The organism is Planobispora rosea, assembly GCF_014648175.1.
Lineage (GTDB): Bacteria > Actinomycetota > Actinomycetes > Streptosporangiales > Streptosporangiaceae > Planobispora > Planobispora rosea.
In genome coordinates this window covers 71252-91213 of record NZ_BMQP01000011.1, presented here as the reverse complement: position 1 = coordinate 91213, position 19962 = coordinate 71252, and the positions used below count along the sequence as shown (strand labels likewise).

20 protein-coding genes are annotated in these 19962 nt (G+C 72.6%); 4 read left to right on the top strand and 16 right to left on the bottom strand.

Going from position 1 to position 19962, the window contains the following annotated elements:
- Positions 1–127: 127 nt before the first annotated feature.
- From IEZ08_RS13455 to IEZ08_RS13415, 9 genes are all read right to left on the bottom strand, one after another.
- Positions 128–1549 carry an acyl-CoA carboxylase subunit beta gene (locus IEZ08_RS13455; RefSeq protein ID WP_068925404.1) on the bottom strand — a complete coding sequence of 474 codons (1422 nt, stop codon included), beginning with the start codon at positions 1547–1549 and terminating at the stop codon, positions 128–130.
- A gap of 12 nt (positions 1550–1561) precedes the next feature.
- A complete protein-coding gene (gene fabF, locus IEZ08_RS13450; RefSeq protein WP_068925402.1) occupies positions 1562–2794 on the bottom strand; it encodes a beta-ketoacyl-ACP synthase II in 1233 nt (410 codons plus the stop codon).
- A gap of 309 nt (positions 2795–3103) precedes the next feature.
- On the bottom strand, positions 3104–3343 hold the full coding sequence (locus IEZ08_RS13445) for an acyl carrier protein (protein WP_068925400.1): 240 nt from the start codon (positions 3341–3343) through the stop codon (positions 3104–3106).
- 136 nt (positions 3344–3479) lie between these two features.
- Entirely contained in the window at positions 3480–4436 is a 957-nt protein-coding gene (locus IEZ08_RS13440; RefSeq protein WP_068925398.1) for a beta-ketoacyl-ACP synthase III, read from the bottom strand.
- Positions 4437–4443: 7 nt separating this feature from the next.
- Positions 4444–5427: an ACP S-malonyltransferase gene (locus IEZ08_RS13435; RefSeq protein WP_189242233.1), complete on the bottom strand. Its 984-nt coding sequence runs from the start codon at positions 5425–5427 to the stop codon at positions 4444–4446.
- Between the two features lie 117 nt (positions 5428–5544).
- The gene (locus IEZ08_RS13430; RefSeq protein ID WP_068925394.1) at positions 5545–6654 is read right to left on the bottom strand and encodes a PucR family transcriptional regulator; all 1110 of its coding nucleotides are present in this window, start codon (positions 6652–6654) and stop codon (positions 5545–5547) included.
- Positions 6655–6760: 106 nt separating this feature from the next.
- Positions 6761–7240 carry a DUF350 domain-containing protein gene (locus tag IEZ08_RS13425; RefSeq protein ID WP_084780497.1) on the bottom strand — a complete coding sequence of 160 codons (480 nt, stop codon included), beginning with the start codon at positions 7238–7240 and terminating at the stop codon, positions 6761–6763.
- 87 nt (positions 7241–7327) lie between these two features.
- Positions 7328–8488 carry a glutathionylspermidine synthase family protein gene (locus IEZ08_RS13420; RefSeq protein ID WP_068925392.1) on the bottom strand — a complete coding sequence of 387 codons (1161 nt, stop codon included), beginning with the start codon at positions 8486–8488 and terminating at the stop codon, positions 7328–7330.
- Positions 8489–8498: 10 nt separating this feature from the next.
- Positions 8499–8906: a hypothetical protein gene (locus IEZ08_RS13415; RefSeq protein WP_068929012.1), complete on the bottom strand. Its 408-nt coding sequence runs from the start codon at positions 8904–8906 to the stop codon at positions 8499–8501.
- A gap of 141 nt (positions 8907–9047) precedes the next feature.
- Here IEZ08_RS13415 and IEZ08_RS13410 point away from each other — a divergent pair, with 141 nt between their 5' ends.
- Entirely contained in the window at positions 9048–9749 is a 702-nt protein-coding gene (locus IEZ08_RS13410; protein WP_068925390.1) for a helix-turn-helix transcriptional regulator, read from the top strand.
- Between the two features lie 76 nt (positions 9750–9825).
- Positions 9826–10212 carry a VOC family protein gene (locus IEZ08_RS13405; protein ID WP_189242232.1) on the top strand — a complete coding sequence of 129 codons (387 nt, stop codon included), beginning with the start codon at positions 9826–9828 and terminating at the stop codon, positions 10210–10212.
- Between the two features lie 76 nt (positions 10213–10288).
- Here the strand turns inward: IEZ08_RS13405 and IEZ08_RS13400 are convergent, their stop codons facing one another.
- Complete coding sequence (locus tag IEZ08_RS13400) at positions 10289–10816, bottom strand: MarR family winged helix-turn-helix transcriptional regulator (protein WP_068925387.1); 528 nt, start codon at positions 10814–10816, stop codon at positions 10289–10291.
- Positions 10817–10892: 76 nt separating this feature from the next.
- Here IEZ08_RS13400 and IEZ08_RS13395 point away from each other — a divergent pair, with 76 nt between their 5' ends.
- Positions 10893–12248, top strand: a complete 1356-nt coding sequence (locus IEZ08_RS13395; RefSeq protein ID WP_203863371.1) for an amidohydrolase family protein — start codon at positions 10893–10895, stop codon at positions 12246–12248.
- An 88-nt stretch (positions 12249–12336) separates the two neighbouring features.
- On the opposite strand, the gene IEZ08_RS13390 is transcribed toward IEZ08_RS13395, so the two are convergent.
- Genes IEZ08_RS13390 through IEZ08_RS13365 form a run of 6 tightly spaced genes read right to left on the bottom strand, consistent with a single transcriptional unit; the run spans position 12337 to position 17921 of the window.
- Positions 12337–13467 carry an ATP-binding protein gene (locus IEZ08_RS13390; RefSeq protein ID WP_068925382.1) on the bottom strand — a complete coding sequence of 377 codons (1131 nt, stop codon included), beginning with the start codon at positions 13465–13467 and terminating at the stop codon, positions 12337–12339.
- 53 nt (positions 13468–13520) lie between these two features.
- Entirely contained in the window at positions 13521–14207 is a 687-nt protein-coding gene (locus IEZ08_RS13385) for a response regulator transcription factor (RefSeq protein WP_068925380.1), read from the bottom strand.
- 57 nt (positions 14208–14264) lie between these two features.
- Complete coding sequence (locus IEZ08_RS13380; protein ID WP_189242231.1) at positions 14265–15551, bottom strand: ABC transporter permease; 1287 nt, start codon at positions 15549–15551, stop codon at positions 14265–14267.
- Entirely contained in the window at positions 15548–16357 is an 810-nt protein-coding gene (locus IEZ08_RS13375; RefSeq protein WP_189242230.1) for an ABC transporter ATP-binding protein, read from the bottom strand. Before IEZ08_RS13375 ends, IEZ08_RS13380 begins: the two co-directional genes overlap by 4 nt.
- Positions 16354–17403: a peptidoglycan-binding domain-containing protein gene (locus tag IEZ08_RS13370; RefSeq protein ID WP_068925376.1), complete on the bottom strand. Its 1050-nt coding sequence runs from the start codon at positions 17401–17403 to the stop codon at positions 16354–16356. Before IEZ08_RS13370 ends, IEZ08_RS13375 begins: the two co-directional genes overlap by 4 nt.
- Complete coding sequence (locus IEZ08_RS13365; RefSeq protein WP_068925374.1) at positions 17400–17921, bottom strand: hypothetical protein; 522 nt, start codon at positions 17919–17921, stop codon at positions 17400–17402. Before IEZ08_RS13365 ends, IEZ08_RS13370 begins: the two co-directional genes overlap by 4 nt.
- A 163-nt stretch (positions 17922–18084) precedes the next feature.
- On the opposite strand from IEZ08_RS13365, the gene IEZ08_RS13360 reads away from it, so the two are divergent.
- Positions 18085–19896: a bifunctional serine/threonine-protein kinase/glutamate ABC transporter substrate-binding protein gene (locus tag IEZ08_RS13360; RefSeq protein WP_068925372.1), complete on the top strand. Its 1812-nt coding sequence runs from the start codon at positions 18085–18087 to the stop codon at positions 19894–19896.
- Positions 19897–19962 lie beyond the last annotated feature (66 nt).

Below are 19962 nucleotides of genomic sequence, written 5' to 3'. Positions count from 1 at the left end.
GCCCGCCGGCTTCCCCGGCCCGTGGAGCCCGGCGCCCCGCAGACGACGACCGCCCCGCACGGAACTCCCGTGCGGGGCGGTCCTCGATGGGTGCCGATGAGCCCGGCCGAGCGGGCGGCGGGGCGGCTCAGAGAGGGATGTTGCCGTGGGCGCCGCGAGCCGGGGTGGCCTGCGCCAGGAGCCGGGCGATGGCCCCCCGGGTCTCCTCGGGCTTGATCACCTCGTCGACCACGCCGAGCTCGATGGCCCGGTCGAGGCCGCCGGCGAGGACCTCGTGCTCCTCGGCGAGCTTGGTCTCCAGGGCGGCGCGCTCCTCCTCCGGGGCCGCGGCCAGCTCGCGGCGCTTGAGGATGCGGACCGCGGCGACCGCGCCCATGACCGCGATCTGGGCGGTCGGCCAGGCGAAGACCTTGGTCGCGCCCAGGGAGCGGGAGTTCATCGCGATGTAGGCGCCGCCGTACGCCTTGCGCGTCACCAGCGTGACCCGCGGCACCGAGGCCTCGGCGAAGGCGTGCAGCAGTTTGGCTCCGCGCCGGACGACGCCGTCGTGCTCCTGGCCGACGCCCGGCAGGTAGCCCGGGACGTCCACCAGGACGACCAGCGGAACACCAAAGGCATCACACATCCGGACGAACCGGGCGGCCTTCTCGGCGGAGGCCGCGTCCAGGCAACCGCCCAGGCGCATCGGGTTGTTGGCGATCACCCCGACGGTCCGGCCCCCGAGCCGGCCCAGCGTGGTGACGACGTTCGGCGCCCACTTGGGGTGCAGCTCCACACCCGGCTCGTCGAGCAATCCCTTGACCAGGGGCTTGACGTCGTAGGCGCGGCGGGCGCTCTCCGGGAGCAGGTCGGAGAAGTCGACCTCGTCGACCTCGGTGCGGATGCGGCCCTGGTGGCCCAGGAGCACGGCCAGGCGGCGGGCCTGGAGGTAGGCGTCGGTCTCGGTCTTGGCGACCACGTGCACGACACCGCTGCGCTTGCTGTGCGGCTCCGGGCCGCCGAGCGCCGCCATGTCGATCTGCTCGCCGGTGACGCTGCGGACCACGTCGGGCCCGGTGACGAAGATCCGGCCCTCGTCGGCGAGGATCACGATGTCGGTCAGGGCCGGGCCGTAGGCGGCGCCGCCGGCCGCGGGGCCGACCACCACCGACAGCTGCGGCACCACGCCGGAGGCGCGGGTCATCGCGGCGAACACGCGGCCCACCGCGTGCAGGGACTCCACGCCCTCGGCGAGACGGGCTCCGCCGGAGTGCCACACGCCGATGACCGGCACCCGTTCGCGGACCGCGACGTCGTAGGCGTGCACGATGTGCTCGCAGCCCTCGCTGCCCATCGCGCCGCCCTGGACGCGGGCGTCGCTGCAGAACACCACGACCGGCACGCCCTCCACACGGCCCATCGCGGCGAGCACGCCGCTGCGGTCCTGCGGAGTGATCAGCCGGATCGACCCCTCGTCGAGGAGGGACGCCAGGCGGACCTGGGGATCCCGGGGATCAGCGGCCTCCTGGTCGGAGGGCTCGGTCACCACCCTGTTGTCGAGCACGGTCATACGGAGCTCCTGTCAGACGCTGGTGAAGGCCACGGCGACGTCGTGTCCGCCGAACCCGAAGGAGTTGTTGATCGCCGCGATCTGGCCGTCCGGCAGCGGGCGCGGGGCGCCGAGCACGAGCTCCACCTCGATGCCGTCGTCGGGGTCGTCCACGTTGATCGTTGCAGGGGCGATCCGCTCGTGCAATGCCAGGACGGTGAAAACCGACTCGATGCCCCCGGCCCCGCCGAGCAGATGGCCGGTCATCGACTTGGTGGCGGTCACCAGCGGGTGGCCGCCGATGATCTCATTGATCGCGATGGTCTCCACCACGTCGCCCGCGGGGGTGGAGGTGGCGTGCGCGTTCACGTGCTTGACGTCCTGGCCGGTGAGGCCGGAGTTCTCCAGGGCGCGGCGCATGGCCAGCATGACGCCGGCGCCGGTCGGCTCGGGCTGGGCGATGTGGTGGGCGTCGGCCGAGTAGCCGACGCCGGCGGCCACCGCGTAGATCGTGGCGCCCCGGGCGCGGGCGTGCTCCTCCGACTCCAGCACGAGGATGCCGGCGCCCTCGCCGAGCACGAATCCGTCACGCGCCCGGTCCCACGGCCGGGAGGCGCCCTGCGGGTCGTCGTTCCGGGTGGACATGGCGCGCATCGCGGCGAAGGAGCCGATGTTCAGCGGGTGGATGGCGGCCTCGGTGCCGCCGGCCACGACCACGTCGGCCCGGCCCGAGCGGATCATCTCGATGGCGTAGCCGATCGACTCCGCGCCGGTCGCGCAGGCGCTGACGGTCGCGTGCACGCCGGCCCGCGCCCCGATCTCGATGCCGATCCAGCCCGCCGGGCCGTTCGGCATCAGCATCGGGACGGTGAACGGCGAGAGCCGCTGCCAGCCCTTCTCCTTGAAGGTGTCGTAGGCCGACAGGATCGTCGTGATTCCGCCGATCCCGCTGCCCACCACGACACCGAGCCGTTCGGCGTCGACCTTCTCGATCCCGGCGTGTGCCCAGGCCTCACGGGCCGCGACCAGCGCGAGCTGCTCGGCCCGGTCCAGCCGCCGCGCCTCCGGCCGGGGCAGCACCTCGGTCGGGTCCACGGCCGCCGTGGCGGCGAACTTCACCGGGACCGAGTCGATCCAGTCTTCGGTGAGCGTGCGGACCCCGGACTGACCGGCGAGGAGGGCCGACCAGGTCGAGGCGGCGTCCCCACCGAGGGGCGTCGTCGCGCCGAACCCGGTGACGACGACACGTGCCCGGTCTGTACTCACGTTCTGCACTCCTTGGATTTCGCGGGTCGGTGCGGGGTCTCCGGGACCTGTCGTCGCCGGATGGCGTCCCCGGTCGTGTCCCCGGCGTCCTCGGGCGGCGAGGTGCGGAGGCCGTACGGCGCCGCCTGCCGGGGAGAAACGGCGCCACCGGGGGGTCGTCGGCGGGTCGTGGGCGGATCCCCGCCACGGGGTGGGGATCCGCGGGCCGCGTCCCGTTCCCGGACGGAGACCGGGGGGTGTCCTGCGAATCCTCGCCGCGGCGAGGCGCCGTCCGGGCGACCGCGGCAGGGAGGATTCACAGGGTGTCCCTCAGCTCTGGATGAAGTTGATGACGTCCTTGACGGTCTTCAGGTGCTTGAGCTGGTCGTCGGGGATCTCGACGCCGAACTCGTCCTGGGCGGCGACGGCGATCTCGACCATGGACAGCGAGTCGATGTCGAGGTCGTCCACGAAGTTCTTCTCCGGGGTGACCTCGGCGGCCGGGATGCCGGTGATCTCGTTGATGATCTTGCCGATACCAGCGAGGATCTCCTGCTCGGTCATGGCCATGTCGCTTGTTCTCCTTGGGTCGGTTTTCTTCTCGTTCTGCGCGGCGGAACCGCGCAAGCCTTGGAAAGGATCTCGAATGTCGCGAAATATTGTGGAATGTGAGGTCTGTAGGGGGTTGGGCGTCAGGGATCTGCAGCTATGGGATCTCGACGACCTGGGCGGCGTAGGTCAGCCCGGCGCCGAAGCCCAGCAGCAGGGCGAGCCCGCCCGAGGACACCTCGCCGCGCTCGATCATCCGGGACAGGGCCATCGGGATGGAGGCCGCGGAGGTGTTGCCCGCCAGCACGATGTCCTTGGCGACGACGGCGTTGTCGGCACCGATCTTTCGGGCGATGGCCTCGATGATGCGCACGTTGGCCTGGTGGGGCACGAAGGCCGCGAGATCGGCGGGATCCACTCCGGCACGCTCGCACGCCTGCCTGGCCACCGGGTGAAGCGACGTCGTAGCCCAGCGGAACACGGTCTGGCCTTCCTGGTGCAGGAAGGAGTTGCGGTCCCTGACGATGATCGCGTCGGACTTGTCGCCGTCGCTGCCCCACACCACCGGGCCGATGCCGGGGGTGTCGGACGGGCCGACGACCGCGGCGCCCGCGCCGTCCGCGAAGATCACCGCGGTGGCCCGGTCGGTCCAGTCGATCCAGGGTGAGAACTTCTCCACGCCGACGACCAGCACGTTCGTGGCGGATCCCGCCCGGATCGCGTCGTTGGCGACCGCCAGCGCGTAGCAGAAACCGGAGCAGGCGGTGTTCACGTCGAAGGCGCCGGGGGCGTTGATGCCGAGCCGGGCGGCCACCCGGCCGGCCGCGTTCGGGATCTGCGTCTCCAGGGTGCACGTGGCCACGATCACCAGGTCGATGTCCGCGGCCGACAGCCCGCTCGCCGCGATGGCCTTGCCGCCGCCCTGCACGGCCAGGTCGATCTCGGACTCGCCGGGTGAGGCGATCCGGCGCTCCTGGATGCCGACCCGGGTGCGGATCCACTCGTCGCTGGTCTCCATGGTCTTCGACAGATCGTCGTTGGTGACCACGTTGGAGGGCTGGTAATGGCCGAAGGCCAGGATCTTCGCGCCCGGGGCGCCCTGTGAGACCTTCATCGGCCGATCACCCTTCCCCGGTCGTGCCGGACCCGGACCGCTCGAGGAGCTCCCTGGCGGAGTCCAGATCGTCGGGTGTCTTCAGCGCGACGGCGGTGACCCCGCGCAGCGCGCGCTTGGCCAGGCCGGTGAGGGTGCCGCCGGGCAGCAGCTCGATCATCGCGGTGGCGCCCCGCTCGGCCATCGTGGCCATGCAGGCGTCCCAGCGCACCGGGTTGGCGACCTGGTCGACCAGGCGCCCCATGAACGCGGTCCCGCTGGTGATCACGGCGCCGTCGGCGTTGGACAGCAGCGCGACGGACGGGTCGCGGGGCGGGAGCGAGGCGGCGGCCTCGCGCATGCGGTCGACGGCCGGTGCCATGTGGGCGGTGTGGAAGGCCCCGGCGACCGAGAGCGGGATCAGGCGCGCCCGGGCCGGGGGCTCGGCCTTGAACGCCTCCAGCCGCTCCAGCGTGCCGCCGGCCACGACCTGCCCGGCGCCGTTGATGTTGGCCGGGGTGAGCCCCTGCTTGTCGATCGCGGCGAGCACGTCCTCCTCGATCCCGCCGAGCACCGCGACCATGCCGGTCTCGGTGATCGCGGCGGCCTCGGCCATGGCCCGGCCGCGTTCGCGGACGAGGGTCAGGGCCTGCTCGGCGGAGAGGACGCCGGCCAGGACGGCGGCGGTCAGCTCGCCGACGCTGTGCCCGGCGACCATGCCCGGCCCGCCCGGACCTGCCGCGCCCGAGGCCGTACCCGGACCGGCCGCGCCGGAGCCGGGCAGGACGCCGAGGGCCTCGGCGGCCACCAGGCCCGCGGCCACGAGCAGCGGCTGGGCGACCGCGGTGTCACGGATCTCGTCCGCGTCGGCGGTGGTCCCGTAGGCGATCAGATCGAGGCCGACGATCTCGGACCACGCGGACAGCCGGTCCGCGAGGCCGGGGATCTCAAGCCAGGGGGTCAGGAAGCCTGGGGTCTGGGCGCCTTGGCCCGGAGCGACGATGACGAGCACGAAATCCAGCCTGCCCTGTAGAGGTCCACCACACGGATAGAGATCAGGATGAACTTTGTCCGCAATCTTTTGTAGGGAACATACAGGGGAGGTTTCGTAAGAATTAAGTAAGGACATCTATATTACGGTCGGCTCGGATAGCCGTCCGAGGATGAGACCCACCTGGAGGGTGAAGGCCGAGCGCCCCTCCGTGGGCTGGTATCCGGTCATCTCCGTGATCTTACGGAGGCGGTAGCGCACCGTGTTCGGGTGCACGAACAGCAGCCGGGCCGTCGCCTCCAGAGACGTGCCCTGCTCCAGATAGGTCGCGAGCGTGTCGAGGAGCGGCGTGCCCACCAGCGGCAGGTAGACGTTCTCGACCAGCTGGGCCCTGGCGTCCGCGTCGCCGTCGATGGCCCGCTCGGCGAGCAGGTCCTCGGCGTGGACCGGCCGGGGCGCGTCCGGCCACCCGGGGGCGGCCCGCAGCCCGGCGATGGCGGCCCGGGCCGACCGCGCCGCCGTGTGCAGGTCGTTCACCTCCGGCCCGATCACGATCGGGCCGGGACCGAAGCGCGGCACCACGTGCTTGGCCGCCGCGCCGACGCTGTCGGCGCCCCCGACGATGACGATCAGCTGGTCCCCCTGGACGCCGGCCAGCATGTCCAGCCCGGCCCTGCGGCCCCGGTCGCGCAGCCCGTCGATCACCTCCTGCGGGTCGCCGTCGGGCGTCCGTCCGGCGAGCACCACCACCGGGGAGGACGTCCAGCCCAGCGCGGCGGCCCACGAGTGCAGCCCGTCGTCCACCTCGCCGCGGACCAGCGCGTCCACGATCAGCGCCTCCAGCCGCGCGTCCCACGCGCCGCGCGCCTCGGCCTCGCGGGCGTAGACGTGCGCGGCGGCGAAGGCGACGTCCCGTGTGTAGCGGAGCATCGCCTGCTGGAGCTGGTCCTCTCCGCCCGGCGCGGCCAGCTCTCCCGTCTGCGCCTCGACCACCTCGACCACGGTCCGGACGATGTCCACGGTCTGCTGCAGGGAGATGGACCGCTTCAGCTCCCGGGGCGCGGTGCCGAAGAACTCGATGCTGGGCGCGGGCTGTCCCTTCCCGGCGTGCTGGAACCACTCCACGAACGCGGCGATCCCGGCCTGGGCGACCAGTCCCACCCAGGACCTGTCCTCGGCGGACAGGGCGCGGAACCACGGCAGCCGCTCGTCCATCCTGGCCATGGCGGCCGTGCCCAGGGCGCCCATGGCCCGCTCCAGCCTGCGTGTGGTGTCCTCGCGGATCCGATCGTTCACGGAATAAAGAGTGCCAGGTCGCCGGGAATGCGCCAGCCCGTCCGGGTCGTGGGCACCCCTAGATCACGGCGACGGCGGTGATCAGGCCGAGGGCCAGGTGGGTGACGGCGAGCAGGCGCGTGCCGGGCTGGAGCTCCGGCTCGGAGACCAGCTTGCGGACGGAGATCCCGGCGGCCAGGTCGAAGACGACCATCGCCACGGTCTGTACGGCGATGCCGACCAGCCCGTAGACCAGCGTCGCCAGCAGTCCCTCGTGCAGCGCCCCGCCGGAGGACCAGATGGAGGCCGCGACGATCAGGCCGACGGCGGCCAGGCCGGAGGAGGCGAGGAGGGTGGCGTTGGGGTTGCGGTCGGTCTTGATCAGCCGGCTGAGCTTGCCGGGAGTGGCCAGGTCGATCACGTAGAAGCCGATGATCAGCAGGAGCACGCCGAGCGCCGCGTAGGAGGCGATGGCGAGCGCGTCCCGGGCGAGTGTCTCGGCGAGGGACACGGTGTCGGCCGTCTGGGGAAATCGCATCAGCTGCGAGTCGGGACTCATATGGGTTCTCTCCGGGCGGTGAAGGTTGGTGGACGTGGGGCTGAGGAGGCTGCGGGGGCCGGGGTACGGAGCGTCACCATCCTGCCCTCACAGCTCGATGCGGTGGGGCACGAAGGACGACGTGTCGTCGGTGATCAGTCCCGAGGTCTCGCGGATGCCGAGCCCGGCCGACTCGTCGCAGACCATCCAGGCGCCCAGCACCGGCCGCCTGCCGTCGAAGGACGGCAGCGCCTCGAAGGCCTGGTGGACGTAGCCCTCGGCGCCGTAGGAGCCGCCGGTCTCGACATGCCGGCCGGGGCCGACGATCCGCATGCTCGCGCCCTCCCGCCCCAGCAGCGGCTTGGCGATGTGGGCGGGCAGGTCGCGGGGGCCGTCGAGGTAGGCGGGCAGCAGGTTCGGGTGTCCGGGGTACAGCTCCCACAGGACGGCGAGCAGCGCCTTGTTCGACAGGAGCATCTTCCACAGCGGCTCGATCCAGGTCATCGAGATCTGCTGGCGCACGGCCCGCTCCCCGAACGGGTCGGCGATCGCCCACTCCCACGGGTAGAGCTTGAAGAGCGTACGGATCATCCGCCGTTCCATGTCCACGAACCGCAGGTTGAGGCCGTCCCAGCCGATGTCCTCCATGGCCACCGCGACGGTCGTGAGCCCGGCCTGGTCGGCGGTCTCCTGCAGGTAGGCGACCGTCATGGCCTCCTCGCCGGTCTCGTCCCGGTTGGTCCAGGCGAAGTGGGCGGGACCGGTGGGCATGACCTTCGCGATGTCCCGCCAGCGGTCGATCAGCCGCTCGTGGATGGAGTTCCACTGGTCGCCGTCCGGGTACCGGTCCTTGAGCCAGAACCACTGCACGACCGAGCTCTCCAGCAGGCTGGTCGGGGTGTCGGCGTTGTACTCCAGCAGCTTGGCCGGGCCGGTGCCGTCGTAGCGCAGGTCGAAGCGGCCGTACAGGTGCGGGTCGCGCCGTTCCCAGGAGCGGGCGATCTCCGGCGCGGCCCACTCGGGGATGGCGAAGTCGGCGTAGCGGCCCCGCTCGACGACGTGCTCCACCGCGTGCAGGCACATCCGGTGCAGCTCCTCGACCTGCTCCTCCAGGGAGAGGACCTCCTCCATGGAGAAGACGTAGTGCGCGCTCTCGTCCCAGTAGGGGCGGTCGAGGCCGCCGGGGTGGGCCGTGCGGTGGTAGGCCAGGCCCTGACTCTCGATGATGCGCTCCCAGCCGTCGCGGGGGAGCGAGGTCTCTCGTCGCATCGGCCGGGGGTCAGCCGCCGGAGCCGCCGCGGCCGCCGAAGCCGCCGCGCTGGATCACGGTGCCGTTGCGGCTGACGATGGAGACGTCGGACGGCTTCACGCTGGTGCCCTTCGACACCCTGGTCCCGGCGAGGAGTCCCCCGTAGTACCAGCCGTAGGCGCCGCGCGAGCCGTGGTAGCCGTCGTCGCAGTAGTCCTCGTCCACGACCTCGTAGGAGCCGTCGGGCAGCTGGTTGCCGAGGTCGACACAGTCGGCGTTGATCTCCTCGTAGTCGTCGTCATCGGCCGCGCACGCGCCGATGACGGCCAGCGCGATGACGCCGATCGTGCCGAGGGTGACGACCGTGGACGCCTTCACGCCCGACTTCCCCTGCTTCTTCGCCTGGGGCCCGGACTTGCCGGAGGGGTTCTGCGCCATCGGGTGTTTCTGCGCCATTGAGCTCCAATGAGATGTGTCAGGACAGCGTATCCAGGGCGTTTTACCTGTTCAACTGTGTGACCATCCTGTTAGGTTCCCCGGTCGGCGAGGTTGTCGGCACCGGGAAGTAACGTCGGGGGCGTGAACCGTACCGACCGGCTCTACGCCCTGGTTGAGGAGCTGCGCGCGATCTCTCCCCGGCCCCGTTCCGCCCGCGACCTCGCCGAGCGGTTCGAGGTCAGCGTGCGCACGGTCGAGCGCGACATCTCCGCGCTCCAGCAGTCCGGCGTGCCGATCTACGCCGAGCCCGGCAGGCGCGGCGGTTACGTGCTGGACAAGAGCAAGTCCCTGCCGCCGCTGAACTTCACCCCGGAGGAGGCCGTCGCGGTCGCCGTGGCGCTCAGCCGCGCGGGCGACGGCCCCTTCGCCGGGCAGGCGCGCAGCGCCCTGCGCAAGCTGGTGGCCGCCATGCCCGAGCTCGACGGCGACCGCGCCAGGGAGCTGGCCGGGCGGGTGCACCTGCTCGTCGAGCCGGAGCCGTACCCCCGGGTCTCCCGGGTGATCGAGCAGGCGCTGCTGCACCGCCGCGTCCTGCGGATCGCCTACACCGACTCCAAGGGCCAGGCCACCGAACGCGAGGTGGAGCCCGGTGTCTTCGTGGGCGGGCGCGGCGGCCACTGGTATCTCGTGGGCTGGTGCCGCAACCGCAGCGACGTCAGGATCTTCCGGCTCGACCGGATCTCCAGGGCCGAGGAGACCGACGAGCCCTCTCCCGAGCACCCGCCGGAGCGGTTCTCCCCCGAGGTGCCGGGGCTGGTGTTCGGAAATCCGAAACTCGAGTGAAAACACCGACATAGGGGTGTCGTCGACAGGGTTCATCGTGGAGGTGTTCGAGGAAAGCACTCCGAAGGGACACCTTATGATCAACACCGTCGCCTGGTTCGAGATCGCCACCGACGACCCCAAGGCCGCGGAGGAGTTCTACGGCGGCCTGTTCGGCTGGACGTTCTCCGTCGACGAGGACTCCGCCAAGGGCGGTATGGACTACCGGCTGATCGACTACCCGGGCGCCGACGGTCCCAAGGGCGGGGTGTACGGCAACGGCGGCCGGTTCCCCAACCACGGAGTCTTCTCGGTGGTCGTCGCCGACACCGCGGCCACCTGCGAGCACGCGGAGAAGCTGGGGGGCGAGGTCGTGTTCAAGCTGCTCGACAACCCCCACGGGCCCGACTTCGCCTACATCCGCGACGTCTCCGGCAACCTGTTCGGCGTCTTCACCCCGCCGAACCTCCCCGCCGGGGCGTGACCGTGCGGGAGCGCGCCCGCCGGGAAGCGGTGGCCCGGGGGTGCGCCCGCCGGGCGCGGGACGTCCGCGCCGCCGGTCACCGGTGACGCGATGACGGGCCCGGCCGGTCTCCGAGGGCGAGGAGCGCCTCGCGCAGGAGGTCGGCCAGGGCCCGGGCGGTGTCCTCGGGCATGGCGGCGAACAGGGCTCTGTGGGCCTCGGTGGTGGCCACGGCCAGTTCCTCGGCGCGCCGGACGCCCAGCGGCGTCAGCCGTACCCACGAACTGCGCCCGTCGGCCGGGTCGGGCTCGCGCTCGACGAGCCCGGCGGCGGTGAGCCGCTGCAGGATGTTGCTCGTGCCGCCGGTGGTGAGCGAGGAGCGTGCGGCCAGCAGGCTCGGCTTGAGCCGGTACGGGGCCCCGGCCCGGCGCAGCGTCGCCAGGACGTCGAAGTCGGCGTAGGTCAGGCCGTGCTCCCCGAGCACGGCCTGGGTGACCTCCTCGACCCGGCCCTTGAGCCGCCCGACGCGCTTGACGATCTCCAGCTGCACGGTCGCGGTCTGCGGCAGTTCGGCCCGCCACGCCTCGATCATCTCGTCGACGTGGTCGCTCTCTCCTCTCGGCATGGCATTGAGGGTATCTCCCTCACCTGATAGCTTTTAAGAAAGCTTTCTGGATTGCTATCTCGAAAGGGGTCTGTTCGTGCGCACCCTCATCACCGGTGGGACCGTGATCGACACCGAGCCGGAACCGCGCGTCCTGCCCGGGGCCGACGTGCTCGTCGAGGACGGGGTCATCACCGCCGTGGGACCCGGCCTCGCGGGGACCGCCGGGCCTCGGAGGCATCCGGAGCCTCCTGGGCCCGTGGAGCCGGAGGCGTCCGCCGAGTCCCCGGCGAACGGAGCCCCGGACGTCCGGGTCCTCGACGCGACGGGCATGATCGTGCTGCCGGGCTTCGTCGACACCCACCGGCACGTCTGGCAGAGCGTCCTGCGGTCCATCGCGGCCGACATGACGCTGGGCGGTTACCTCGACCTCGTCCTCGGCCGGCTGACCCCCGCCTTCCGCCCCGAGGACGTCTACGCCGCGAACCTGTGGGGCGCGCTGGAGGCGCTCGACGCCGGGATCACCACGGTCCACGACTGGTCCCACATCCAGCTCACCCCCGAGCACACCGACGCCGCGATCCAGGGCCTGCGGGAGTCGGGGATCAGGGCGGTCTTCGCCTACGCGCACCCCCGCAGCGACGACGCCGCGCGCCGGGAGGACGAGGTACGGCGGATCGCCGCGCTGCTCGGATCCTCCGATCTCGTCACCCCCGGTCTCGCCGCCTGGGGCCCGGTCTACGGCTCGGCGGCCGGGGCCGGGGCGGACTGGCGGCTCGCCCGCGAACTCGGCCTCCGCATCAGCCTGCACGCCACCGGGACCGGCGCGGTCGAGCGGCTGCACGCGGCCGGGCTGCTCGGACCGGACGTCATGGTCGTGCACGGAAACGGGTTCACCGACGAGGCCGTGAAGCTGCTGGCCGCCGGCGGCGGCGTCGCGTCCGTGACCCCGGCGGTGGAGATGCAGATGGGCTTCGGCGCCCCGGAGACCGGCCGGTTCCGGGCGGCGGGCATCCCCACCGGCCTGGGCATCGACACGGTGACGAACGTCCCGGGCGACATGTTCGCCGCCATGCGCGCCGCCTTCGCGGCGGACCGGCTCGGGGGCGGCACGCTGACCGTCGCCGACGTGCTGCGCACGGCCACGATCGAGGGCGCCGCCGTCCTCGGCATGGACGACCGGATCGGGTCGCTGCGCCCCGGCAAGCAGGCCGACCTCGTGCTGCTGCGCACCGACCGCCCGGGCCTGGCCCCGGTCCACGACCCGGTCGGCGCCGTGGTCACCGCCGCGGGAGTGGGCGACGTGGACACCGTGCTGGTCACCGGGCGGATCGTGAAGTACGCGGGCCGCCTGCTCCACGCGGACCCGCCCGGGGCGCTCACCCTCGCGTCCCGCTCGGCGGCCCACGTCGTGGCCGGGGCAGGGGAGAGGAGGACGGCCGTCCCATCGTGAGGACGGACGGGGGCCGTACGGGGTCGGCGGATCGGCGACGGGGCGGTCAGGGGGCCGTACGGTGACCGGCGGATCGGCGACGGGGCGGTCAGGGGGCGGACGGGAGCCGTACGGTGACCTGCAGGCCGCCGTCAGGGCGGGGGCGGGCCTCGGCGGAGCCGCGGTGGGCCTGGGCGATGGCGCGGACGATGGACAGGCCGAGGCCCGCGCCGGCGGCCGAGCCGGTGCGGTCGCGGTCCAGGCGGCGGAACGGCTCGAAGAGGTCGTCGGCCCGGCCTCCGGGGACGACGCGGCCGGTGTTCTCGACGGTGACGACGCTTCCCCGGCGGTCCCGCCCGGTGCGCAGGACGACCAGGCCGCGCTCGTCGTTGTACTTCACCGCGTTGTCCAGCAGGTTGCCGATCATCCGCTCCAGCAGCACCGGGTCGCCCTCCACCCGGGCCGGGCGCAGGTCGGCGACGGCCTCGGGGACCGAGGTCAGCGCGCTCCCGGCCAGCTCGGCCAGGTCCACCGGGCGGCGGTCGGTCAGCTCGCGCTCGCTCTGCGCCAGCAGGAGCAGGCCCTCGATCAGCCGCTGCTGCCGGGTGTTGGACTCCAGCAGTTCGGCGCCGACCCGCCTGACCGGCCGGGGGAGTTCGGGGTCGGTCATGGACACCTGGAGCAGCGCCCGGTCGATCGCCAGCGGGGTGCGCAGCTCGTGTGAGGCGTTGGCGACGAACCGGCGCTGGCTGTCGAAGGCCCGGTCCAGGCGCCCCAGCATGGAGTCGAAGGTGTCGGCCAGCTCCCGCAGCTCGTCGTGCGGGCCGTCCAGGGCGATGCGCCGGTGCAGGGTGCTCTCCGAGAGGCGCCGGGCGGTCTCGGTCATCGTGTGCAGCGGCGCCAGCGCGCGGCGGGCCACGATCCACCCGATGACCAGCCCGACGCACCCGACGATCACGACGGCCGCCAGCGACCACCGGAACATCGAGGTCATGACGTTCTCGCGGTACGTCTCCTTGGTCACGGCGACAGCCCGGACGGCGTCGGCGTCGAGGGGGATCGGGATGGCGGGGCCGTCGGACCTGAACATCGTGCCCGGCTTGGCCGTCAGGACGGTCTGCGAGATCACCCGCTCCACGAAGAAGTAGTTGACCAGAACGAGTATGACGCCGGCGGCGAAGAACAGGCTGCCGTAGACCAGGGTCAGGCGCAGCCGCACCGAGATCCGCCGGGCGCTCACCGGCCCCGCTCCGCCGCCGCGGGGGTCCGCGGGCCGCGTCCCGCCGCCCGCGCTCACCGGCGGGTTTCCGGCGTCGCCCCGCGTTCCAGCAGCCGGTACCCCGAACCCGTCACCGTCTCCACCACCGGGGGAGGGCCGAGCTTCTTGCGCAGGTTCATCACGATGACCCGCACCGAGTTGGTGAAGTAGCTGATGTTCTCGTCCCATGCCTTCTCCAGCAGGTCCTCCGCGCTGACCACGGCGCCGTCGGCCCGCAGCAGGATCTCCAGGACGGCGAACTCCTTCGGGCTCAGCCCGACGTACCGGCCGTCCCGGAAGACCTCGCGGCGGGCCGGGTCCAGGGTGATGCCCGCCCGGCTGAGCACGGGCGGGACCGCCTGGGGGGTACGGCGGGCCAGCGCGCGCACCCGGGCCACCAGTTCGGGGAAGTCGAACGGCTTGCACAGGTAGTCGTCCGCGCCGATTGACAGCCCCTCGACCTTCGCCGTCAGGTCCGCGGCGGCGGTCAGCATGATGATCCGCGCCGGTACCCGCTCCGACACCAGGTGGCGGCAGACGTCGTCGCCGTGGACCACCGGCAGGTCCCGGTCCAGCACGATCACGTCGTAGTCGTTGACCGCCGCCCGTTCCAGCGCCGCGTCGCCGTCGTAGACCACGTCCACGGCGATGGCCTCGCGCCGCAGCCCGGTCGCGACGATGTCGGCGAGCACCCGCTCGTCCTCCGCGATGAGAACCCGCATGGCGGTCATCCTCGGGCCCGCCGGTTAAACATCACGTAAGGGTCGCCGCCTCCGCGCTCAGGCCGTGTTCAGCGCGAGGGTGGGGGACATCCGGGCCGCGCGGGCCGCCGGGTACACCCCCGCCGCCGTCCCGACGAGCAGGGCCGCCGCCAGACCCCCGGCCGGCGCCCACACCGGGACCACCGCGGGCAGGTCCCGCACGGCCGCGTAGCCGGCCGTGACCGCCGTCCCCAGCACGGCCCCCGCCACCCCGCCCATGCCGGACAGCAGCAGCGACTCGGCCAGGAACTGGACGCGGATCTGGCCCCGGGTCGCGCCGAGCGAGCGGCGCAGCCCGATCTCCCCGCGGCGCTCCAGCACCGAGATGACCATCGTGTTGGCCACGCCGACCCCGCCGACCAGCAGCGCGACCGCGCCGACGCCGAGCAGCAGGTTCGTGAACGCCCCGTCGGCCGCCGCCTTGGCCTCCAGCGCGTCGGAGGGTCTGCTCACCTCGACCTCCTCCGGATTCTCCGGGTTGACGGTCCTGGGCAGCGCGTCCCGTACGGCGGTGACCGACGCGTCGTCGGAGCGGACGTAGAGCGTGGTCGGGTTCCCCTCCGAGCCCAGGTGCCGCCGGGCGGCCTCGAACCCGACGAGCACCGACCGGTCGATCTCCGGCGCGAGCGTGGACGGCTCCAGCACGCCGACGACCGTCCACCACTGTCCGGCGATCCACACCTGGTCGCCCGTCTCCCGCACACCCAGCCGCCGCGCGGCCACCGAGCCCAGCACCGCGGCGCGCTGCGCCGCCGTCGCCTCGTTCAGCCACACGCCCCGGTCCACCGGAGTCCGCAGGGTGCCGGGCAGGTCGAGGGAGGCCGCCAGGACGCTGAGCCCGCCGGTCTGCCCTCGCGGGATCCGGTCGGTCCGCCGCACGCTCTGGCCGGTGCCGCTCGTCGCGCCGACGGCCGTGACGGGACCGATCCCGGCGGTCATCGCGACCGACTTCTCCGACAACACGGCGTCCTCGCCGAAGAGGGTCCGGCCGGGGGAGACGGTGAGCAGGTCCGTGCCGAGCCGGTCGAGTTCGCCGAGCAGGCGCGCCTTGCTGGAGGAGGAGATCCCGACGACCGCGACCATGGTGGCGATGCCGATCGCGATGCCGAGCGCGGACAGGATCACCCGGCCGGGCCGGGTCCGCAGTCCCGAGGCCCCCACGCGGACCAGGTCGGTCCAGCCGAGCCGCGCGGGCGCCGGCGCGCCCCGCCCGCGATCCCGTACGGCCCCCGCCCGCCCGGACCGTCGCCCGGCCGGTGCCGCGGGCTCCGTGATCTCCACGGATCCCGATCGCCGCAGCTTCATCCTGTACCTCCGGAAAGTGCCCGCCCGCCGGATGTCCGTTCCCGGGATGTCTGTTCCCGGGATGTCCGTTCGTCGGCGACGATCAGACCGTCGCGGAGCCGGATCCTGCGCCGCGCCGCCGCGGCGATCTCCTCGTCGTGCGTGATGATCGCGACGGTGGCGCCGGAGTCGTTGAGCTCGCGCAGCACGGCCAGCACCTCGCCGCCGGAGGCGGTGTCGAGGTTGCCGGTCGGCTCGTCGGCCAGGAGCAGGGCCGGTCCTCCGGCCGACATCCTGGTCACGGCCCTGGCCACCGCCACCCGCTGCCGTTCCCCGCCGGACAGCTCGTTCGGCCGGTGGCGCAACCGGTGCCCGAGCCCGACCCGCTCCAGTGCCGCGGCCGCCCGCCGCCGCCGTTCCCGCCGGGGGACCCCGGCGTACAGCATGCCGTCGGCGACGTTGTCGAGCGCGGTGACGCCGTCGGCGAGGTGGAAGTGCTGGAAGACGAACCCGATGTGGCGGGCGCGCAGCGCCGACAGCTCCCGGTCGGTCAGCGACCCCACCTCGTGCCCGGCGATTCTGACGGTCCCCGCCGAGGGGCGGTCCAGCGTGCCGATCAGGTGCAGCATGGTCGACTTGCCCGATCCCGAGGGGCCCACGATCGCGACGAGCTCCCCGGCGTCGATCCGCAGGTCCACCCCTCGCAGCGCCCGGACACCTCCCGGATAGCTCTTCTCCGCGCCGCTCAGCTCCACCACTGGTCCCGTCCCGTGCCCGGGGCCGCCCGGCCGGGCTGCGGGCTCCGCTCCGTCCGCGAGACCGCTCATGTCTCCGGCACCTCGACCTTCGCCCCCTCGGCGAGGCCCCCGCCGGACACCTCGACCCGCCCGGCCGCGAACACCCCCGTCTCCACCGCGATGACCCGGCCGCCGGCCAGGCGCACGCCGTACCCGCCCTCGCGCAGGGCGAGCAGGGCTTCGACCGGAACGGACAGCACGTCCTCGCGCACCTGGCTGCGGAGGTTCACGGTGACGGGGGCCTGGTCGAGACGGCCGAGGTCCCCGTCGTCGTCCAGCGTGATCTCCAGGTCGATCGTGGACTCGCCGGTGGGCTGGCCGTTCTGCTCGACCGGTTCGGCGACCGTGCCGACCTCGGCGATGCGGCCCCTGACGGAAACGCCGCCCGGCAGGTCCACCGTCACCGGGGCACCCGCCCTGGCGAGCCGCTGGTCGGCGGAGTCGAGGTCGACGTGGACGGTCCTGCGGGTGCTCGTCGTGGTCACCACGGACTGACCGGCGGACGTCCCGGCCGCGGCGGTGACCTCGGCGATCCTGACCGCGCCCGGGGCGACGGCGACCTGGGCCGCGCCGACCGTCCCGGTCTCCTCCAGGCCCGCGTCGTCCTGCCATTCCCGTACGGCCTGCCCGGTCTCCCGGGTGAAGTCCTCGTCCACGGTTCCGGGGTCGTAGCCGAGCGCCTTGAGGTTGCGCTCCAGCTGGCGCACGTCCTTGCCCGAGGTGGAGGACGACAGCGTGCGGTAGACCGGGATGTCGCCGTACATCAGGACCACCGGCCGGCCGTCCACCCGGTACAGCCAGCCGCCGCGCCGTACGACGCCGCCCTCCTTCCTGACCCGGGTGACCGTGCCCCGGGCGTGGTTGGGCAGCGCCAGGCGGTCCGAGTAGCCGAGCGTGCCGTCCACCGCCTCGGTGTCGACCAGGTCGGAGCGGGTCACCTCGGCGGTCGCCGCGGGGGCGGCGGAGGAGGCCGCCGCCGGGGTGTTCTCCTCGCCGACCATGACGAACGCCGCGGCGCCGCCCCCGGCCAGCAGGACGGCCGCGGCGGCGCCGGTGACCACCCCGCCGCGCTTCACGACCGCCCCGAGGGCCGGCCGGGCAGGAGCTTCTCGCAGGCCTTGTGCGCCTTCTCGAACTCCGGAGAGTGGGGGTTCAGCTCCGGGCCGCCGATCTTGATCCCGACGCCGTCGCCGGAGAAGTCGGGATCGGGGACGTCGATGCCGTTCTCCCGCATGCAGCGGGCGAACGCGAGCAGCGCGTCACGGGCCCCGGGGTCGTCCACCGGATTCCTCATCGCCTCCGGGGCGTATTCCCGGCAGGCTTCATGGGCTTTGTCGAGCTTATTCTTGTCGACTTTCCCCGTTATCTTCACGCGCTCGCCGCCCGGTTCCGGGTCGGGCATGTCGATGCCGTTCTCCCGCATGCAACGGGCGAACTTCACACCGTCTTCCTGGGCCGACGCGGACGGCGACGCCGATGGGCCGGTCGAGGAGGCCGCGCCTCCCGCCGTGGCGACCTCGGCTTCCGGAGCCTGGCCGCACGCGGTCAGAATGGCGAGCGGGACGAGTGCCGCCGCCATCCGGATTCTCTTCATGAGGCTTCCCTTCCTGTCGCCACAGATTCAACGGAAGCCCTGTTAAACACTCCTTAAGCGAATTCGTTTAACCCGTTCTTATCCGGCGGCCAGCCCGGAGGCGGTGGTCCGGGCCGGAGGTGTGTAATGTTCTGGCAAAACGCCGTAGCACGAGGGGTCGGCGATGCCGGAGACAGCACCGCTGCGGCCGGGGGATCCACCGCGGCTGGGGGATTACGAGCTGAAGGGCAGGCTGGGGGAGGGGGGTCAGGGGGTCGTCTACCTGGGGGAGTCCGAGAAGGGCGAACGTGCCGCGATCAAACTGCTGCACGTGCGCTTCACCGGGATGGCCCACGCCCGTTCCCGCTTCGCGCGGGAGCTGGCCGCCGCCCGGCGGGTGGAGGCGTTCTGCACCGCCCGGGTGCTCGACGCCGACCTCGACGGCGAGACGCCGTACATCGCCAGCGAACTGATCGACGGGCCGTCGCTCCGCCAGGTCGTCGAACGCGACGGGCCGCTGACCGGGGAGGCGCTGGAGAAGCTCGCCATCGGCACGATCACCGCGCTCGCCGCCATCCACCACGCCGGGATCGCGCACCGCGACTTCAAGCCGGACAACGTGCTGCTGGCCACCGACGGCCCCCGGGTCGTCGACTTCGGCATCGCGAAGATCATCGATGAGAGCGGGACCATCACCACCCGCGCGGTCGGCACCCCCGCCTACATGGCGCCCGAGCAGATCGCCGGGGAGGAGGTCGGCTGCCCCGCCGACGTGTTCGCCTGGGGCTCGACCATGGTCTTCACCGCCACCGGCCAGGCCCCCTTCGCCAAGGAGACGATCGTGGCGACGCTCAACCGCGTCGTCAACCACGAACCCGACCTGAGCGCGCTCCCGGAGGACCTGCGCCCCGTCGTGGCCGCCTGCCTGGCCAAGGACCAGGCGCGCAGGCCCACCGCCGACGAGGTGCTCCGGCGCCTGCTCGGCCACCCGGCCCAGGACGCCGAGGTCTCCGACGAGGTGCTGGCCGAGGGCGTCCAGGCGGCCACGGTCGACCTGACCCAGGCGGACCGGCCCGGCCGGGCCGCCGGGCGGCGCTGGCCCGCGCTGGCGGGCGGGGTGGCGGCCGTCGGCCTGGCCGCGGCCTTCGCCTTCGTCCAGCTCGGCCCGACCTTCGGCGACGGCGTCACGGCCTCGCCCACGCCCACGCCGGTCGCCACCCCGACCCCGACCCCGACGGTCACCACCGGTTCGAAGCTGCTCGACCGGATCAGGGCGACCAAGAAGCTGCGGATCGGCTATCGCGAGGATCTGCCCGGGATCGCCCTCGGCCCGCGCGGCGGCCCGCTCGCGGGATTCGAGGTCGACATCGCCAGGCGCATCGCCGAGGAACTGGGCGTGCCCAAGGGCGGGTTGAAGTTCGTCCCCGTGGGCCACACCGACCGGGTGTCGGCGCTGGAGCGCGGGCGGGTCGACCTCGTCATCTCCACCTTCACCATCACCGACGGCAGAGCCGCCCAGGTCTCCTTCGCGGGGCCGTACTACCTGGCCCACCGGGACATCCTGGTGCGCGCCAGCTCGAAGATCACCAAGGTGGGGCACCTGCGGGGCAGGGTCGTCTGCGTGCCGGATGGCTCGGAGGCCGCCGCAGTCCTCGTGGACGAGGGGATCTCCTTCAAGGTCGTCGAAGCCGACAACATGTCACGGTGCACGGACAAGGTGCTCGACGGCAGCGCCGACGCCCTGGTCGGCGACGATCTGGTGATCGCCGGGTTCGGCGCCCGCAAGAGCAACCTCAAGATCGTCGGGGCGAGGCTCACCGACGATCCGTACGGCCTCGCCTTCCGGAAGGACGACCCGGTGGCCTGCGAGAAGCTCAATGAGATCATCGGCGCCATGTACGAGGACGGGACGATCAAGAAGCGGCTCGGATATCACTTCGCCGCCGTGGACTTCCGTTATGAGACCAAGCGGCCCCGGCCGGTGGGCTGCCGCTAGGGCGGCGACCGGGAACGCCCACCGGGCCGGGCGCCGCCCGCCGCCTGCCGTACGGGTCCGGCGGGC

What these genes read in the sequence shown, in the direction of transcription:
- IEZ08_RS13455 (WP_068925404.1), bottom strand. Translation starts at nt 1,549, where the DNA reads ATGACCGTGCTCGACAACAGGGTGGTGACCGAGCCCTCCGACCAGGAG.
- IEZ08_RS13445 (WP_068925400.1), bottom strand. Translation starts at nt 3,343, where the DNA reads ATGGCCATGACCGAGCAGGAGATCCTCGCTGGTATCGGCAAGATCATC.
- IEZ08_RS13440 (WP_068925398.1), bottom strand. Translation starts at nt 4,436, where the DNA reads ATGAAGGTCTCACAGGGCGCCCCGGGCGCGAAGATCCTGGCCTTCGGC.
- IEZ08_RS13430 (WP_068925394.1), bottom strand. Translation starts at nt 6,654, where the DNA reads ATGGGCGCCCTGGGCACGGCCGCCATGGCCAGGATGGACGAGCGGCTG.
- IEZ08_RS13425 (WP_084780497.1), bottom strand. Translation starts at nt 7,240, where the DNA reads ATGAGTCCCGACTCGCAGCTGATGCGATTTCCCCAGACGGCCGACACC.
- IEZ08_RS13420 (WP_068925392.1), bottom strand. Translation starts at nt 8,488, where the DNA reads ATGCGACGAGAGACCTCGCTCCCCCGCGACGGCTGGGAGCGCATCATC.
- IEZ08_RS13415 (WP_068929012.1), bottom strand. Translation starts at nt 8,906, where the DNA reads ATGGCGCAGAACCCCTCCGGCAAGTCCGGGCCCCAGGCGAAGAAGCAG.
- IEZ08_RS13405 (WP_189242232.1), top strand. Translation starts at nt 9,826, where the DNA reads ATGATCAACACCGTCGCCTGGTTCGAGATCGCCACCGACGACCCCAAG.
- IEZ08_RS13400 (WP_068925387.1), bottom strand. Translation starts at nt 10,816, where the DNA reads ATGCCGAGAGGAGAGAGCGACCACGTCGACGAGATGATCGAGGCGTGG.
- IEZ08_RS13385 (WP_068925380.1), bottom strand. Translation starts at nt 14,207, where the DNA reads ATGCGGGTTCTCATCGCGGAGGACGAGCGGGTGCTCGCCGACATCGTC.
- IEZ08_RS13380 (WP_189242231.1), bottom strand. Translation starts at nt 15,551, where the DNA reads ATGAAGCTGCGGCGATCGGGATCCGTGGAGATCACGGAGCCCGCGGCA.
- IEZ08_RS13375 (WP_189242230.1), bottom strand. Translation starts at nt 16,357, where the DNA reads ATGAGCGGTCTCGCGGACGGAGCGGAGCCCGCAGCCCGGCCGGGCGGC.
- IEZ08_RS13365 (WP_068925374.1), bottom strand. Translation starts at nt 17,921, where the DNA reads ATGAAGAGAATCCGGATGGCGGCGGCACTCGTCCCGCTCGCCATTCTG.
- IEZ08_RS13360 (WP_068925372.1), top strand. Translation starts at nt 18,085, where the DNA reads ATGCCGGAGACAGCACCGCTGCGGCCGGGGGATCCACCGCGGCTGGGG.